Origin of the sequence: Flavobacterium hercynium (assembly GCF_002217285.1) — a bacterium.
Taxonomy (GTDB): domain Bacteria; phylum Bacteroidota; class Bacteroidia; order Flavobacteriales; family Flavobacteriaceae; genus Flavobacterium; species Flavobacterium hercynium.
On the sequence record NZ_MUGW01000026.1, the window covers coordinates 95,215 to 113,599 of the forward strand.

The following is an 18,385-nucleotide window of genomic DNA, read 5'->3' on the forward strand; positions in this document are numbered from 1 at the left end:
TGTAGGACCGGGTTTTAACCCAGTTTAACAAATCCGGCAAGGCAAAAAAGATCCATAGGATCGGCCGATATTGTAGAGCCAGAATTTAAAAGAATAAAAAAACAATAGTTAATCCATAAAAAGATTAGCCAGCTAAAAAACTAAACCAAAAACAGACCAGGTAAGCATTGCGGACTGCCAGATTAACCACTAACTAAATATGCAAGTATTACTAAAAAAACTAAATTCACTACATATCAAGCTTGCTTTGTATGACGGAAAGCTAGATATAAAGGCTCCAAAAGGTGTAATGACCAAGGAACTGCTTGAAGAGATCAAACTAAAGAAAGAAAGTATAATTGATTTTATCGAGCGTTCTCAAAGTGCCAACAGTAATCATATCAGCATACCTGTCATAGAACAGCAGGAAAACTATACCATATCGTCAGCACAAAAAAGACTTTGGCTCATCTGTCAGCATGAAGATCAGAGTGCTGCTTACAATATTTCCAGAGTATTAGAATTTAAAGGTGATTTGAATACCGAAGTACTCCAAAAAGCATTTGCAGCTTTATTGGAACGACATGAATCCTTAAGAACCGTGTTTGTAGAAACACCATCAGCTGAAATCAGACAACGAATTGTGGCTGTGAATGATCTTAATTTTAAGATTGCCCAAATCGATTACAGCAATCAGCCAGAAGCAATGCTGAAAGAGTCTATTGAAAAAGAAATACAGCGTCCGTTTGATTTGGCAGAAGATTGTTTAGTGCGCGTAAGTTTACTGGAAAAGGCAGAAGATCATTTTGTTTTTGTTTTAGTAATTCATCATATCGTAAGCGATGGCTGGTCTATGGAAATCATGGTCAACGAATTGTTTACGTTATACAATGTGTTTTTGAGTGGTTACGAAAACCCGTTACTACCTTTGCCGATACAATACAAAGATTACGCTTTATGGCAACAAAACCAGATTACACAAGAAGACAATCAGGCGCATAAAAAGTTTTGGTTAAAACAATTTGAAGGAGAAGTTTCCAGAGTAGATTTACCAGTAAGCCATTCGAAGTTATTGAACAACTCTGCTAAAGGCAATTCAATTAATACAAAAATTGAGGCTGAGGTACTAAAGAAGTTCTCAGGTTTATGCCAATCGCAGGACGCTACACTCTTTATGGGATTAGTAAGCGTATGGAACATCTTGTTTTACAAATATACCAGCCAAACGGATATTATTATTGGAAGTCCGATTGCGGGAAGAGTACATGCCGATTTACAAAATCAGATTGGATTTTACGTAAATACCTTAGCACTACGCACCCAGTTTGAAGAAAAAAACAGTTTTAGCGAAATATTGTCTAAGGTCAGAACTGTTACGTTGGGAGCATTCGAACATCAGATTTACCCATTTGACGAGTTAATAGAAAACATAAACTTAAAAAGAGAACCCAACAAAAATCCTTTGTTTGAAAGCCTTTTAACGTTACAAAATATAGATAATTTCGAAACCAAATCACATCAGACAGGAGGTTTGCAAATTCAGGATTATGCTGTTGAAGAAAAAATACTAAGCAAGTTCGATCTGGAATTAACGTTTAATGAGTTCAATAGCGAATTAAATTTTAATCTGACCTTCAATACTGAAATCTACACGTTTGAGTTTGCAGAGAACATCGCCACGCATTTTAGTAATATCCTGCAAAATGTAATTGAAGAATCGGATATTCCAGTTTCAGAATTGGACTATTTAGCTCCGAATGAAACAAAACAGCTTTTAAGCGATTTTAATGCAACAAACCTAAATTACCCTCAAAACAAAACAATTGTTGATCTATTAAACGATCAGGCACTAAAAACGCCTAATGCAGTTGCAGTTGTTTATGAGGATACGGAACTTACGTATAAAGAGCTTAACGAAATCACAAATCAATTAGGGCATTATTTAAAAAAGAATTATGCTATTGCAGCAGACAATTTGGTTGGAATAAAATTAGATCGCAGCGAAAAAATGATTGTGGCCTTATTAGGAATTCTAAAATCCGGAGCAGCTTATGTGCCTATTGATCCTACATATCCGCAAGAAAGAATTGAGTATATAGAAAAAGATGCCGCATGCAAAATTATAATTGATGCCGATAGCTTTGAACAATTTGAGCAGGTTCGCAACGAATATGCAGCATCAAATCCTGAGACTAACATTCAGCTAAACGATCTGGCGTATATCATTTACACTTCAGGAACCACAGGAAATCCAAAAGGAGTAATGGTCGAGCACCGAAACGTGGTCAACTTAATAAAAACACAAACAGAGGAATTTAAAATTGATGAAACCGAGCGCATTCTGCAGGTTTCCAATCTTTCCTTTGATGCTTCTGTCGAGCAAATATTTTTAGCCCTTTGTAACGGAGCTGCTTTGTATATTTTACCGAAAAGAGTCTTGGTGGATGATACGGCATTAGAGCATTTTATATTTGAAAATAAAATCACGCACTTTCATTCCGTTCCTTCCGTAGTAAGTAAATTAAAACCTTCGGATAAATTCAGTTTAAAGCGTGTTGTGTCCGGTGGTGATACGTGCTCAGAAAAACTGGCAGCATCTTGGGAAACCATTTGTGATTTTTATAACGAATACGGTCCAACAGAAACAACCGTTACTTCGATAGAATTTTTATACGATTCAAAAGCACCTTTCAGCATTGGTCGTCCAATTGGCAATACACAGGTTTACATACTTGCCAATACGTTACAGCCAACACCAGTAAATGTTTGGGGCAAAATATACATTTCCGGAGCAGGAGTTACCAGAGGATATCTGAATAAACCGGAGCTTACAGCAGAAAAATTCATTGAAAATCCGTTTGAATTGGGCACTAAAATGTATGATACAGGCGATTTAGGACGTTGGTTGCCTGATGGAACGATCGAATTTTTAGGCAGAAACGATCATCAGGTAAAAGTTAGAGGATATAGAATCGAACTGGGAGAAATTGAAACCAGCCTTTTACAATTCTCTGCAGACATAAAAGAAGTTGTTGTTGAGGTAAAAGAATTACATCAAGAAAAAACATTAGTGGCGTATTATATCGCTGAGGTTGAATTGGATAAAAGCGAAATAAGAAACTATCTTCAAAGCAAGTTACCGGAATACATGGTACCTTCTTTTTATGTAGCCTTAGAAAGTTTGCCATTGACACCAAATGGAAAAGTCGATCGAAAAGCTTTGCCTGGAATTTCGGGAGAAGACAGTATTCGAAAAGAATATGTAGCGCCACGTAACCCAACAGAACAAAAAGTAGCCGAGATATGGCAGGAAGTTTTTGGTATTGAAAGAGTAGGGATCACCGATAATTTCTTTGAATTGGGTGGGCACAGTTTAATGGTTGCACAGATCATAAACAGAATCAACAAACAATTAAATCAGACCGTTTCGTTTAAAAATTTCTTTGCAAACCCTACAATAGAAACTTTGTGTAAGGTTTTAAGTCAGGTTGAGTATTTGGTTATCCCTCAGGCTGTTATTAGTGAAAGTTATCCGTTAACAGGTTCACAATACAGATTGTGGATTATGAGCCAGTTAGAAAATGGTTCGGTAGCCTATAACATGCCTTCTGTTGTAAAATTAAAAGGAGATTTGGATAAAGTTAAATTCAATGAAACCTTCACCCAATTAATTCAAAGACACGAAATATTAAGAACCAGTTTTAAATCTGATGCAGCAGGAAACGTGCGTCAATTTATAACTCCAACAGAGGAAATTAACTTTAGCGTAAGCGAAAAAGATTTTACCCATGTAAGCAATCAGGAAGTAGCGGTTTTAGAGTATTTGAATGAACAAAATAGCTTCGCTTTTGATCTTGAAAAAGCGCCTTTGATTCGGGCTTCATTGCTAAAATTAAATGAAAAAGAGCATGTGTTTTTCCTTTCTATGCACCATATTATTGGTGATGGATGGTCTATGGAATTGATTGTTAATGAGATAGTAAAGATTTACAATGCAGGTATTGAAAATCAAGCTGTTGACCTGCCTAGGTTAAATATACAGTACAAGGATTATGCAGTCTGGATAAATGAGAAAACAAAGGAAGAAGAATTCCAAAAATCAAAAGAATTTTGGTTAAATCAGTTTACAGGACAATTGCCTGCGCTGGAACTGCCAACTTTCAAAAAAAGACCTTTAGCACAAACGTACAATGGAGCTGATATAGCACATGCATTTTCGGCTTCGTTTTTAGAAAAAATAAAGACTTTTTCTAAAAACCACGATCTGACTTTGTTCATGACTTTGATGACAGGAATTAAAGTTTTGTTGAGCAAATATGCTGGTCAGGACGATATTATCATTGGTACACCAATCGCTGGAAGAGAGCATCCGGATTTGGAAAACCAAATCGGATTGTATCTGAATACATTGGCTATTAGAACAACATTTGAAGAAGGCGACAATTTCTCAATGCTTTTAAACAAGGAAAAAGAAACGCTTCTCAATGCGTATCAGCACCAGAATTATCCTTTTGATGAGTTGGTTGGGAATTTAAATTTAAAGAGAGATTTAAGCCGTTCTGCCTTGTTTGATGTTATGGTAGTGCTTCAAAATCAGGCACAGCTGAATAATGTGACAAATGACACCAATTTAGCCGGATTGCAGGTAGAAGGTTTTGATTTTGAAAACAATACAGCAAAGTTTGATTTGAATTTCACTTTCGTGGAAGCAGAACAATTGATGCTGAATATCACCTACAATACGGATATCTACGATGCTGAATTTGTAGAAAGTATATTTGAGCACCTTGAAAATGTTTACGATCAGATAATCAGCAATCCAGCGCAATCCAAAGACTCCATAGATTATTTGACTATTGCGGAGAAAACAAGGATAATTGAAGGTCTTAACAACACTCACGCTGAATATCCAAAGGATAAAACCATAATCGATTTGTTCGAAGAACAAGTAGCGAAAACACCAAACAACATCGCCGTTCTTTTTGAAGAAACAACACTGACATATCAGCAACTAAATGAAAAAGCCAATCAGTTAGGGCATTATTTAAGAGCGAATCACGCTATAAAAACCGATGATTTAATCGGTATCAAATTAGAGCGAAGCGAGAATATGATTGTGACTTTGCTTGGAATCTTGAAATCAGGAGCCGCTTATGTGCCAATTGATTTAGCATATCCGCAGGAAAGAATTGAATACATCGAGAAAGACAGTAATGCTAAAATTGTTATCGATCAGCAGGTCTTAGAACAATTTTACGCTGTTCAAAATCAATACGATACAACGAATTTAGAAAAGATTAATTCAGTGAATGATTTGGCTTATATCATTTATACTTCGGGAACAACAGGGAATCCAAAAGGGGTAATGATCGAACATAGCAACGCTGTTGCATTAATTCACTGGTCGCAGGCAGAATTTGACGCCACAAGGTTTGATACTGTTTATGCGGTAACATCGTATTGTTTTGATTTGTCGGTTTTTGAGATCTTTTATACGCTTTCTATAGGCAAGAAAATCAAGATTTTAAAGAACGGTCTGGAACTTAAAAATCATATCGGAAAAGATAAAAATACGTTGATTAATACCGTTCCATCTGTGGTAAGTCAACTTTTAGATGATAATGTTTCTTTTGATGCTGTTGGTATTTTGAACATGGCTGGTGAACCAATCGCGCCCAATATCATTCAACGTTTACCGGTCGATCAGATCGAAGTGTACAACTTGTACGGACCTTCAGAAGACACGACTTATAGCACATACTTTAAGATCACACAAAAAGAATATCCATCAATCCCAATTGGTAAACCGATTACGAACAGTCAGGTGTATATTCTTGATAATCAATTGCAAGTCGTTTCACGTGGCGTATTTGGTAAAATTTATGTTGCAGGAGATGGTGTAGCCAGAGGATATTTAAACAAACCGGAATTAACAGCGGAGAAATTTGTTGCTAATCCGTTTCAATCCAACGGTATCATGTACGATACAGGCGATTTAGGTCGTTGGTTGCCAGATGGAACAATTGAGTTTTTAGGACGAAAAGACCATCAGGTAAAAATCAGAGGGTTTAGAATCGAATTAGGCGAGATAGAAGCAAGGCTTTTACAATTTTCTGAGCAGATCAAGCAAGTAGTGGTAGAGCCTAAAGAAGTTAAAGGAGAAAAGCTGTTAGTCGCTTATTTTGCTTCTGATAATGAACTTAGTAAAAGCGAAATCAGAGCTTATCTGCAAAGCAAACTACCGGAATACATGGTACCAATCTTCTATGTTGCTTTAGAAAGTTTACCATTGACTCCAAATGGAAAAATAGACCGAAAAGCTTTGCCTGGCATTTCAGGAGAAGATACGATTCGAAAAGAATATATAGCACCAAGAAACGAGACAGAACAGCAAATTGCGGCTATTTGGCAGGAAGTTTTAGGCGTAGATCAAGTGGGTATTACAGATAATTTCTTTGATTTGGGCGGACATAGTTTGCTTGTCGCACAGGTCATTAACCGATTCAGTAAACAATTGAATCAAACGATCTCATTCAAAGATTTCTTTGCAAATCCAACAATCGAATCGCTTTTTACAGCTTTAAATCAGGATGAGTATATGGCTATCCCGCAAGCAGTTGCGATGGAAAGTTATCCTTTGACACCTTCTCAATACCGATTCTGGATTTTGAATCAGTTGGAAGGCAGTTCTTTGGCATACAACATGCCAGCAGCTATAAAACTGAAGGGAGCTTTAAATACGCGCAAATTTGAAGAGATTTTAAGACTTTTGACACAGAGACACGAAATCTTAAGAACAAGCTTTAAAAACAACGAAAAAGGGCAAATTCGCCAATACATTACACCTTCAAATGAAATAAACTTTGAAGTAACTCAAAAAGATTTTACCAATCAGGAGCAGCAGAAAGAGGCTGTTTTACAGTATCTGGAACAACAAAACAGCATTACGTTTGATTTGGAACAAGCACCTTTGTTGCGTGCTTCTTTGATAAAACTTAATGAAAACGAACATGTTTTTTACCTGAACATCCACCACATCATTGGCGATGGCTGGTCGATGGAGCTTTTGGTTTCCGAAATTGTAAAAACCTATAACGCTGTAATTGAAGAAAATGATGCTGATTTACAACCTCTAAAAATTCATTACAAAGATTATGCAGTCTGGATGAATGAGGCGATTCAGCAGGAAAAATACCAAAAGTCAAAAGCATATTGGCTGAATCAATTTTCAGGAGAAATGCCTGTTTTAGAGCTTCCTAGCTTCAAGAAACGACCGTTGGTTCAAACTTATAATGGTGAAAATCAGTCCCGTGAATTCTCTGGCGTATTTTTAGAAAAACTAAAAGCATTCTCTAAAGCGCAGGACGTTACCTTGTTTATGACACTAATGGCGGGTATAAAAACATTATTGCAACGCTACACAGGGCAAAACGATATTATCATTGGAACGCCTATAGCAGGAAGAGAGCATCCGGATCTGGAAAACCAAATCGGATTGTATCTTAACACGTTGGCTATTAGAACAAAATTTGAAGAAGGAGACGACTTTCTCACTGTTTTAAGCAAAGAAAAAGAAACACTTTTGAATGCGTATCAACATCAGATTTATCCTTTTGATGAATTAGTAGGAAGTTTAAATTTGAAACGCGATTTAAGCCGTTCTGCTTTGTTTGATGTCATGCTCGTGCTTCAAAATCAGGCACAGTTAAACAATATTGACAACACTACAAGTTTGACAGGTTTACAAGTAGAACCGTTTGAATTTGAGGACAAAACATCCAAATTAGATATTAGTTTTACTTTTGTAGAAACAGAAGCTTTAATGCTTAATATCGACTTTAATCCGGATGTGTATGATGCTGTTTTTGTGGCTTCTATATTCAACCACTTGGAAAATGTATTTAATGAAGTGTTGGATGATCCTACATTGGCTATTGAAACATTAGACTACTTAACGATTGCTGAAGAATTGCAATTGTTATTGGAATTTAATAAAACCAAAGCCGAATATCCAAAGGATAAATCGATGATCGATTTGTTCGAAGAACAAGTAGAGAAAACACCAAACAATATTGCCGTTCTTTTTGAAGAAAATACACTTACATATAAGGAATTAAACAAAAAAGCCAATCAGTTAGGACATTATTTGCGATCGAATCATGCTATAAAAACTGATGATTTAATTGGAATTAAGCTGGAGCGAAGCGAGAATATGATTGCGACTTTGCTTGGAATCTTGAAATCAGGTGCAGCTTATGTGCCAATTGATTTAGCCTATCCACAGGAAAGAATCGAATACATCGAGAAAGACAGTAATGCCAAAATTGTTATCGATCAGCAGGTTTTGGAATCTTTTTTTAAAGTTCGTGAGCAATACGATACAACGAATTTAACGAAGATCAATTCACCGAATGATTTGGCGTATATCATTTACACATCTGGAACGACAGGAAATCCAAAAGGGGTAATGATCGAACATAGCAACGCTGTTGCATTAATTCATTGGTCGCAAGCAGAGTTTGACACCACAAGGTTCGATACTGTTTATGCGGTAACATCATATTGCTTTGATTTGTCAGTTTTTGAGATCTTTTATACCCTTTCGATAGGCAAGAAAATCAAGATTTTAAAGAACGGTCTGGAACTTAAAAATCACATTGAAGAAGATAAAAACACTTTAATCAACACCGTTCCGTCTGTGGTGAGTCAGCTTTTAGATGATAATGTGTCTTTTGATTCAGTAGGAATTCTGAATATGGCAGGAGAACCAATTGCGCCAAACATCATTCAAAGATTACCGGTTGATAAGATAGAAGTGTACAATTTGTATGGACCTTCAGAAGATACGACGTACAGCACCTACTTTAAAATCACGCAAAAAGAATATCCATCAATTCCAATTGGGAAACCGATTACGAACAGTCAGGTATATATTTTAGATGCGCAGCTGCAAGTCGTTTCGCGTGGTGTATTCGGTAAAATCTATGTTGCAGGTGACGGAGTAGCCAGAGGATATTTGAACAAACCCGAATTAACAGCAGAGAAATTTGTTGCCAATCCATTTAAATCTGGTAAGATCATGTACGACACAGGCGATTTAGGTCGTTGGTTGCCAGATGGAACAATAGAATTTTTAGGACGAAAAGACCATCAGGTAAAAATCAGAGGGTTTAGAATCGAATTAGGCGAGATCGAAGCAAGGCTTTTACAATTTTCTGAGCAGATCAAGCAAGTCGTGGTGGAGCCTAAGGAAGTTAAAGGAGAAAAGTTATTAGTCGCTTATTTTGCTTCTGAAAATGAACTTAGTAAAAGTGAAATCAGAACTTATCTTCAAAGTAAACTGCCGGAATACATGGTGCCAACATTCTATGTTGACTTAGAAAGTTTGCCATTAACTCCAAATGGAAAAATAGACCGAAAAGCTTTACCAGGCATTTCAGGAGAAGATACGATTAGAAAAGAATATACAGCACCAAGAAATGAAACTGAGCAGCAAATTGCAGCTATTTGGCAGGAAGTTTTAGGTGTGGAGCAAGTGGGAATAACAGACAATTTCTTTGATTTGGGCGGACATAGTTTGCTTGTAGCGCAGGTCATTAACCGATTCAGCAAACAATTAAATCATACGATCTCATTCAAAGATTTCTTTGCAAATCCAACAATTGAATCGCTTTTTACAGTTTTAAATCAAAATGAATATGTAGCGATTCCACAAGCAATTGGCATGGAAAGCTATCCTTTGACACCATCTCAATACCGATTCTGGATTTTGAGTCAGTTGGAAGGCAGTTCTTTGGCGTACAATATGCCATCGGCTATAAAATTGAAAGGGAAATTAAATACTCAAAAATTTGAAGAAAGTTTCAAACACCTGATACAAAGACACGAAATCTTACGAACAAGCTTTAAAAACGACGAAAACGAACAAATTCGTCAATACATAACAGCTTCGGACTCTATTATTTTCAAAGTAAAAGAGAAAGATTTTACTAATAAAACAGGACAGAAACAAGCCGTTTTAGACTATTTACAGGAACAAAATAACATCGTTTTTAATCTCGAACAAGCGCCTTTAGTACGAGCTTCTTTGATCAAATTGAAGGAAAACGAATATGTTTTTTACTTGAACATTCACCATATTATTGGCGATGGCTGGTCGATGGAGCTTTTAGTTTCAGAAATTGTAAAAATCTACAATGCCATAATCGAAGGTAATGAAGCTGCTTTACCAAAATTGAACATTCATTACAAAGATTATGCAGTTTGGATGAACGAGGCGATTCAGCAGGAAAAATACCAAAAGTCAAAAATGTATTGGCTGAATCAGTTTTCAGGAGAATTGCCTGCACTGGAACTGCCAACTTTCAAGAAACGACCTTTGGTGCAGACTTACAACGGTGCAGACACAGCATATCAGTTTTCTAGTGAATTTTTAGAAAAAGTAAAGACTTTCTCTAAAAATCACGATCTGACTTTGTTTATGACTTTGATGACAGGAATCAAAGTTTTATTGAGCAAATATGCAGGTCAGGACGATATTATCATCGGAACACCAATCGCAGGAAGAGAGCATCCGGATTTGGAAAACCAAATCGGATTGTATCTTAACACACTGGTTATTAGAACAAAATTCGAAGAAAGTGACAATTTTTTAACGCTTTTAAACAAAGAAAAAGAAACCCTTCTCAATGCGTATCAACATCAGAATTATCCATTTGATGAATTGGTTGGGAATTTAAATCTAAAAAGAGATTTAAGCCGTTCTGCTTTGTTTGATGTCATGGTCGTGCTTCAAAACCAGGCACAGCTGAATAATGTAAACAATGACACGAATTTAGCAGGATTGCAGGTAGAAGGTTTTGATTTTGAAAACAATACAGCAAAGTTTGATTTGAGTTTCACTTTCGTGGAAGCAGAACAATTACTACTGAATATCACTTACAATACGGATATCTACGATGCTGAATTTACAGAAAGTATATTTGAGCATCTTGAAAATGTGTATGATCAGATAATCAGTGATCCAACGCAATCCAAAGATGTCTTAGATTATTTAACTATTGGAGAGAAAACAGGAATAATAGAAGGTCTTAACAACACACAAGCCCAATATCCAAAGGATAAAACAATGATCGATTTGTTCGAAGAACAGGTTGCGAAAACACCAAACAATATCGCCGTTCTTTTTGAAGAGACAACACTTACATATCAGGAATTAAATGAAAAAGCCAATCAGTTAGGACATTATTTACGCGCCAATCATGCTATAAAAACCGATGATTTAATCGGAATCAAGTTAGAGCGAAGCGAGAACATGATTGTGACTTTGCTTGGGATTTTAAAATCAGGAGCGGCGTATGTGCCAATTGATTTGGCGTATCCACAAGAAAGAATCGAATACATCGAGAAAGACAGTAATGCTAAAATTGTTATCGATCAGCAGGTTTTAGAACAATTTTACGCTGCTCAAAATCAATACGATACAACGAATTTAAAGAAAATCAATTCTGCGAATGATTTAGCGTATATCATTTACACTTCGGGAACAACAGGAAATCCAAAAGGTGTCATGATTGAACATAGCAACGCTGTAGCATTAATTCATTGGTCGCAGGCAGAGTTTGACTCCACAAGGTTTGATACTGTTTATGCCGTAACGTCGTATTGCTTTGATTTGTCAGTTTTTGAGATCTTTTACACGCTTTCAATAGGCAAGAAAATTAAGATTTTAAAGAACGGATTAGAACTTAAAAATCACATTGAAAAAGATAAAAATACCTTAATCAATACCGTTCCATCTGTGGTAAGTCAACTTTTAGATGATAATGTTTCTTTTGATTCAGTGGGAATTCTAAATATGGCAGGAGAACCAATTGCTCCAAATATAATTCAAAGATTACCAGTCGATCAGATAGAAGTGTACAATTTATACGGACCTTCAGAAGATACGACGTACAGCACGTACTTTAAAATCAAACAAAAAGAATATCCATCAATTCCAATTGGAAAACCAATTACAAACAGTCAGGTATATATTTTAGATGCACAACTGCAAGTCGTTTCGCGTGGTGTATTTGGTAAAATTTATGTTGCAGGAGATGGCGTTGCAAGAGGATATTTAAATAAACCGGAATTAACAGCGGAGAAATTTGTTACTAATCCGTTTCAATCAAACGGTATCATGTACGATACAGGTGATCTAGGTCGCTGGTTACCGGATGGAACAATTGAATTTTTAGGGAGAAAAGATCATCAGGTAAAAATAAGAGGATTCAGAATCGAATTAGGAGAGATAGAAGCCCGACTTTTACAGTTCTCTGAGCAGATCAAACAAGTGGTGGTAGAGCCTAAGGAAGTAAAAGGTGAAAAGTTGTTAGTTGCTTATTTTGCTTCTGAGAATGAAATCAGTAAAAGCGAAATCAGAGCTTATCTTCAAAGCAAACTACCGGAATACATGGTGCCAACCTTCTATGTTGCCTTAGAAAGCTTGCCATTAACACCAAACGGAAAAATAGACCGAAAAGCTTTACCAGGCATTTCAGGAGAAGATACCATTCACAATGAATATGTAGCGCCGAGAGATAAAACGGAGCAAAGAATGGCAGAAATCTGGCAAGAAGTTCTGTGTGTAGATCAGGTAGGAATTACAGATAACTTCTTTGAGCTGGGCGGACACAGTATTTCGGCAATCAATGTGACAACCAGAATCAATAAAGAGTTTTCAATCAATTATCCGCTGGATTCCTTATTTCATTACAACAGTATTGCAGAATTGGTAAAATACCACGTAAACGCTACGCTAAACAAGGATTACTTTGAGTTTGGCAACAATAAATCGGAGAATGTACTTTTTGCATTTCCTCCAATATCAGGTTTTGGAAATGGGTACAGAGATTTATTCCACAACAATGACGACTGGAAATTTATTGCCTTCAATTTCATAGAAAACGAAAATAGTCCGGCAACATATTACGCGAATAGAATTAACGAAATGCAGCCAAAGGGCGATATCGTTTTGTTTGGCTGGTCAGCAGGAGGAATTTTATCTTATGAAGTTGCCAATCAGCTGACTACTAAATTGAATAGAAAAGTATCCAGAATAATCATGTTTGATTCTATTGTTATCGACAAGGAAACAATCAACGATGATTTTCTTTTTGCCATACAAGATCCCGATGAAAAAACCGAAGACTATATGAAGGAAATATTAATAAAAGCCGAAGAAAAACTAATGAGTTACATCAACTATTTAAAAACCGTAGAATACAAACAAAAACTAAACGTAAACCTTGAACTCGTTAAAGTAAGCGATGCTCCACACGAAAGATGGGAAGAATTCTTTGAAAATGTTATCTACACGGAAGGACAAGGAGAGCACTATCAAATGCTAAAAGACGATAACCTAAAATACAATAAGAAAGTGTTGAATAAGATGTTGAATACTAATTTAAAGATTGAAAAATTGAAAGATTTAATGAGTTCTGGATTGTGAAATGTGAGTTGTGAATTGTGAATTGTGAATTGAAAATGTTAGTTGTGACTTGAAAATTTTAACTGATTTAACAATTAATGCCTTCAACGATTAAACAAATAAACGATCCAACAACAAACGATTAACCGATTCCACGATTTAACAAATAAACGATTCCAACAAATAAACGGTTTCAACAAATAAACGATTAAACAAAAAAATAATGAGAAGCATTTTCATATACCTATTACTCCTAGTGCCATTTGTGAGTTTTTCGCAGATAAATACAGCAGATTCTTTGCAGAATACTACAGAGGATCGCTATAGTGTTACTTTAAATTCAAGTTATAGACAGCAAAGTAGATATTCAAGTTACAACAACAATGTAAATATCGTATACGATTATAAAAAGTGGAAGATTAACGCCAATCTGGCTTACAATTATGAAGAAAGCTTTTGGGAAAATGACAGAGATACGTATTACGCTGACAGGCTGTTTGTGGGGAGAAAAAAAAGCTATTTAGATTCTAATTTGCTGAACTCTTTCGTTGATGTTCAGTATCAGATTTCGGATAGGACAAAAATTAATGTATATACCATTAATGATAGGAATCGTGACGTATTGAGTTCTACAGATGATATCAGAATGTACAATTATTCAAATGTATATACTGGAAATTATGCAGGAAACAGAAGATCCGACTCCGATTATAACCGAAACGCAGTTAATGCTTTATTGCGACATGATTTCGAAACGCCAAATAAATATTTTACTGCCGAAGCAGATTGGGTGCAAAAAGCAGGATCCTATTACCAATACACGTACGGGCAGGATTACGATGCAACGGGAGCAGCGGTTCCAAATCGTAATTATGACGTATTCAATAATGGTACTTTTGATTTTGATGTGTACACAGCAAACGTGTTATTTAGTACGCCTACCAAATGGTTTGATTTTACTATTGGGGGTAAATGGGCGTTTATCGATGTAGATGCTCACACAACTTTAGCTCAAAAGTTCGATGCCGATTATATTCTGGATTTAGCATTTTCACCGCTTTTTGACTACAATGAAAACAGACAATCTGTTTTTACGGATTTCAAAAAAACAGTAGGGAAGTGGGAGCTTCAGGCAGGATTGAAATTTGAAAATACCATCATAAAAAGCTCCGTTCTGGATGTAGCAAAGCAAAATTACGACAGTAAGTTTAACAACCTGTTTCCTTCTGCGAATGTTAAATACAGCTTTAGCGAGCAGAATAATTTGGCTTTAGGTTATGAAAAAAGCATCAACAGACCTCCTTTCAGGTTTTTAAGTCCGGCTTTGGGAGTTTATAATGCTTATGAAACTTATCAGGGAAGCCCACTTGTAAAACCATCATTCGTAGATATTTTGAATTTGGTCTATACTTTCAAATCAAAATACAATGTCGGTTTTGCGTATACAAAGATAAAGGACAATACTGGTGGACTGGCAACTTTTGATACCGATTATGTCATACGTCATAAGATCCGTAATTATTTTGATATAAGTACTTATCAGCTTACTGCAAATGCCAGTTTTACGGTTCTTGATTTTATGGAATCCAGCGCTCAGCTACAGGGTTTTTATAAAACCAACGAATCGCTTATTCCTGAGATTAATGATAATTGGATTTGGGGATGGTACGGAATGCTCAACAATCAGTTTAATCTAAACAAATCCAAAACAATATCAGCGAATTTGAATTTCTGGTACAAATCTAAAACCAACGATGCAGAGTTTTTGTATGAGGAGCGCTATGCTCTGGATTTAGGAATGAAGATCTTATTACCTAAACAAAATTTAACGATTAATCTTAGCGCAACTGACGCCCTGAGATCTCTGAATGAGTATGCGGTTTCTACGGTTGATAATGTGCACCAGAAATTTAGAAATTATTGGGACCCAAGATCTTTTAAAATCGCTATATCCTACAAGTTTGGTAATAAAAAATTAGAGTACTCCGAAAGAACATCACAAAACATAAACGATTACTACAGATAGAAACCGTATAAAAATTTAAACTATTTATTAATACATAAAACCAATTTAAAATGAGAACTAGAACAACATTATTAGTAGTACTTATTGCTTTATTTTCAAGTATCAACGCACAAAGTCAGGAAAAAGCCCTTATCGAAAAAGCAATGCAATCCTATCTTGATGGCTGGCAAACTGGAGACACAATTAAGCTGGGAAAAGTAATACATGCTACTTGTAAGCTAAAAAATATTGTAGACGACCAAATTGTAGTAACAGACAGAAAAACCTATTTGAGCAGGTTTCAGCCACATCCTAAAGCAAAAGGTGTAGAAGGAAAAGTTCTTGCCATCGATATAACAGGAAATACGGCAGCGGTAAAATCTGAAATCAGAACACCGGAAGTAGTGATTACAGATTACTTTAATTTATTGAAGCTAAAAGATCAATGGTACATTGTAGATAAAATTTACGGCAGAGCCGAAGTGAAATAAGCGGAGTAAAACAAGTACTCAACCAAGTACTGAATGAACAAACAGAACGGAATAAAAACAAGGCTAACCATGAATAACCAAACCAAATACCAGTTGTTTTTACTTCACTTTGCAGGAGGGAACCGATATTCATTTGAATTTCTTAAAAAAGAGATGCCCAATGTCGATTTTATTCCACTCGAATTACCGGGGAGAGGAAAAAGACATAGGGAAGCGCTCATAAAGAATAAAAGTGAAGCGATAGACGATTATTACAATCAAATAAAAGCCTTACGAAACGGCGAGCCTTATATTATTTACGGTCACAGCATGGGAGCCATTTTAGGGCTCTCTGTGGCTGCAAAATTAGAAACAGCAGAAGATGCTCCTGAATTGCTTATTGTTTCTGGAAACGCAGGACCAGGCATTAAGAGCACTAAAGATTTTTTGTATCACGAATTGAATGATGCACGATTTAAAGAAGAGCTCTTAGAATTAGGCGGAATTCCAACAGAAGTTATTGAAAACGAGGAACTCTTCAATTATTTTTCACCGATTATCAGAGCCGATTTTGAATGTCTCGAGAAAGATCCTTTTTCAGAAGAGCATCAAAAAGTAAAAACCGCTATCTGCGCCTTGATGGGAACTAACGAAGAGAATTTTGATCAAATTGAGAATTGGAATAAGTATACGCATACAAGATTTACGCATCAGATATTGACTGGAAATCATTTTTTCATCCATAACAATGCAGCAGAACTGGCAAATATTTTTGCAAACGAATTTAAAAAACAATTAACCTACTAAAACGACTATGCTAAAGCTAAAATTTTCACAAGCCCTTTACCTTTTGCTCTACGCTATTCCCAATACCGTTCTAAGTTTCGGAATTATTTATATCATGAACAATGTGATATCAGGAACAGAAGGTTTTTTGACAGATTACATGGGTATCGTATTCGTATCGGTAGTAATTTATACGTATTTGCTCAACATTATTTTCCAAAAGAAAATCAATGAGCACTCTTTTGAGATATTGTATGAAAATGAAAAAAAGATATTCGACAAAATATTAAAAACGCCCTTAATTACGCTCGAAAAGCTAGGATCACAGCGTTTCTACACCGTAATCGAAGATTTAAGAATGTTCGCCACTTTTCCCGAGGTAGTCACACATTCTATAAACTCCTTACTTATGCTGTTGCTTTGCATGGCGTATTTGTTTACACTGTCGGTTTCAGGAGCTTTAACCGTTATTGCATTGATTGTAGTTATTGCCGTTACCTATTTCCTTGTGATCAGTACGATGACAAGTAAAGTAGAAATTCTGAGAAAGTACAATGAGTTTTATTACGAGTATGTAGATGATGTGATAAAAGGATTTAAAGGATTTAAACTAAGCAGACAAAGAAGAGAAAATTTGATGAAAAAACACCTGTCTCCTAACAGAGAAGATGCTAAAGTTTTGGATTTCAAAATCAATTATGTTTTTTTATCGATCAATTTGATAAGCCAATACGGATTGTATTTAGTAATTGGTGTTGTATTGTTTTTATTACCGGTAATAGGCTTGCTTGATAGAGCAGATGTCATTTCGTATGTAGTTATTCTGTTATTCATTTCAGGACCTATCAATAACCTGATCAACATGCAGAATATTTATACAAGATTAGCTGTAGCTAATACCAGAATAAAAGACTTTCTAAAAGATTTTGATGCCATTGAAGAAGTTGCTGTAATTGATAACACAACATCAGAAGTATTTAATTCATTGATTTTTAAAGATATTGCCTTTGCTTATGAAAATGAGAGTAGCGAAAAGTCTTTTGCTTTAGGTCCTGTAAATCTTTCTATTGAAAAAGGAGAAACTATTTTTATAATTGGTGGAAACGGAAGTGGAAAAAGTACTTTTATCAACATCCTGACAGGTTTGTATCAGCCTTCAGAAGGAACAGTTGTAGTAAATGATAAGAGCAATAGTACTGTACAACATCTGATTTCTGCAGTTTTTACAGACAATCATATCTTTTCTCAGAACTATGATAATTATGCGCTGGAGAACAACAAAGAATATCAGGAATTGTTACGCATAATGGAATTGGACAAGGTGATTCTGGATGACAAAGAAGATTCTGCAAGACGACCTTTTTCTAAAGGACAAAGCAAGAGAATGTCTTTGATTTTTGCACTCTTAGAAGACAAACCAATTTTAGTTTTAGATGAATGGGCGGCAGATCAGGATCCTCATTTCAGAAAGTATTTTTACGAAAACTTATTGCCAAAGTTAAAACAACAAGGCAAAACCATTATTGCAGTAACACACGATGATGCTTATTTTAGATATGCAGACCGAATTCTAAAATTCGATTATGGCGAAATAGTAAATGATTTTAAAGTAAACGGCGAAATCCTGCATGCCGAAAGTTTATGGCATAAAGAAATTACTAACAATTAAAAACA

Annotated in this window: 5 protein-coding genes; all 5 read left to right on the top strand. The window is 35.7% G+C overall.

Going from position 1 to position 18,385, the window contains the following annotated elements; genetic code table 11:
- Nucleotides 1-199: 199 nt before the first annotated feature.
- Nucleotides 200-13,471 (top strand): non-ribosomal peptide synthetase, encoded by a 13,272-nt coding sequence (locus B0A66_RS13365; RefSeq protein WP_089050348.1) that lies wholly within the window; start codon nucleotides 200-202, stop codon nucleotides 13,469-13,471.
- A gap of 202 nt (nucleotides 13,472-13,673) precedes the next feature.
- Complete coding sequence (locus tag B0A66_RS13370) at nucleotides 13,674-15,476, top strand: outer membrane beta-barrel family protein (protein WP_089050349.1); 1,803 nt, start codon at nucleotides 13,674-13,676, stop codon at nucleotides 15,474-15,476.
- 50 nt (nucleotides 15,477-15,526) lie between these two features.
- Entirely contained in the window at nucleotides 15,527-15,946 is a 420-nt protein-coding gene (locus tag B0A66_RS13375) for a nuclear transport factor 2 family protein (RefSeq protein WP_089050350.1), read from the top strand.
- Nucleotides 15,947-15,979: 33 nt separating this feature from the next.
- The gene (locus B0A66_RS13380; RefSeq protein ID WP_244283481.1) at nucleotides 15,980-16,732 is read left to right on the top strand and encodes a thioesterase II family protein; all 753 of its coding nucleotides are present in this window, start codon (nucleotides 15,980-15,982) and stop codon (nucleotides 16,730-16,732) included.
- Between the two features lie 7 nt (nucleotides 16,733-16,739).
- A complete protein-coding gene (locus B0A66_RS13385; protein WP_089050351.1) occupies nucleotides 16,740-18,380 on the top strand; it encodes a cyclic peptide export ABC transporter in 1,641 nt (546 codons plus the stop codon).
- Nucleotides 18,381-18,385: the final 5 nt, after the last annotated feature.

Excerpts from the sequence above, each read along its gene's own strand:
- B0A66_RS13380 (WP_244283481.1), top strand. The coding sequence starts at position 15,980 with ATGAACAAACAGAACGGAATAAAAACAAGGCTAACCATGAATAACCAA.
- B0A66_RS13375 (WP_089050350.1), top strand. The coding sequence starts at position 15,527 with ATGAGAACTAGAACAACATTATTAGTAGTACTTATTGCTTTATTTTCA.
- B0A66_RS13385 (WP_089050351.1), top strand. The coding sequence starts at position 16,740 with ATGCTAAAGCTAAAATTTTCACAAGCCCTTTACCTTTTGCTCTACGCT.
- B0A66_RS13370 (WP_089050349.1), top strand. The coding sequence starts at position 13,674 with ATGAGAAGCATTTTCATATACCTATTACTCCTAGTGCCATTTGTGAGT.
- B0A66_RS13365 (WP_089050348.1), top strand. The coding sequence starts at position 200 with ATGCAAGTATTACTAAAAAAACTAAATTCACTACATATCAAGCTTGCT.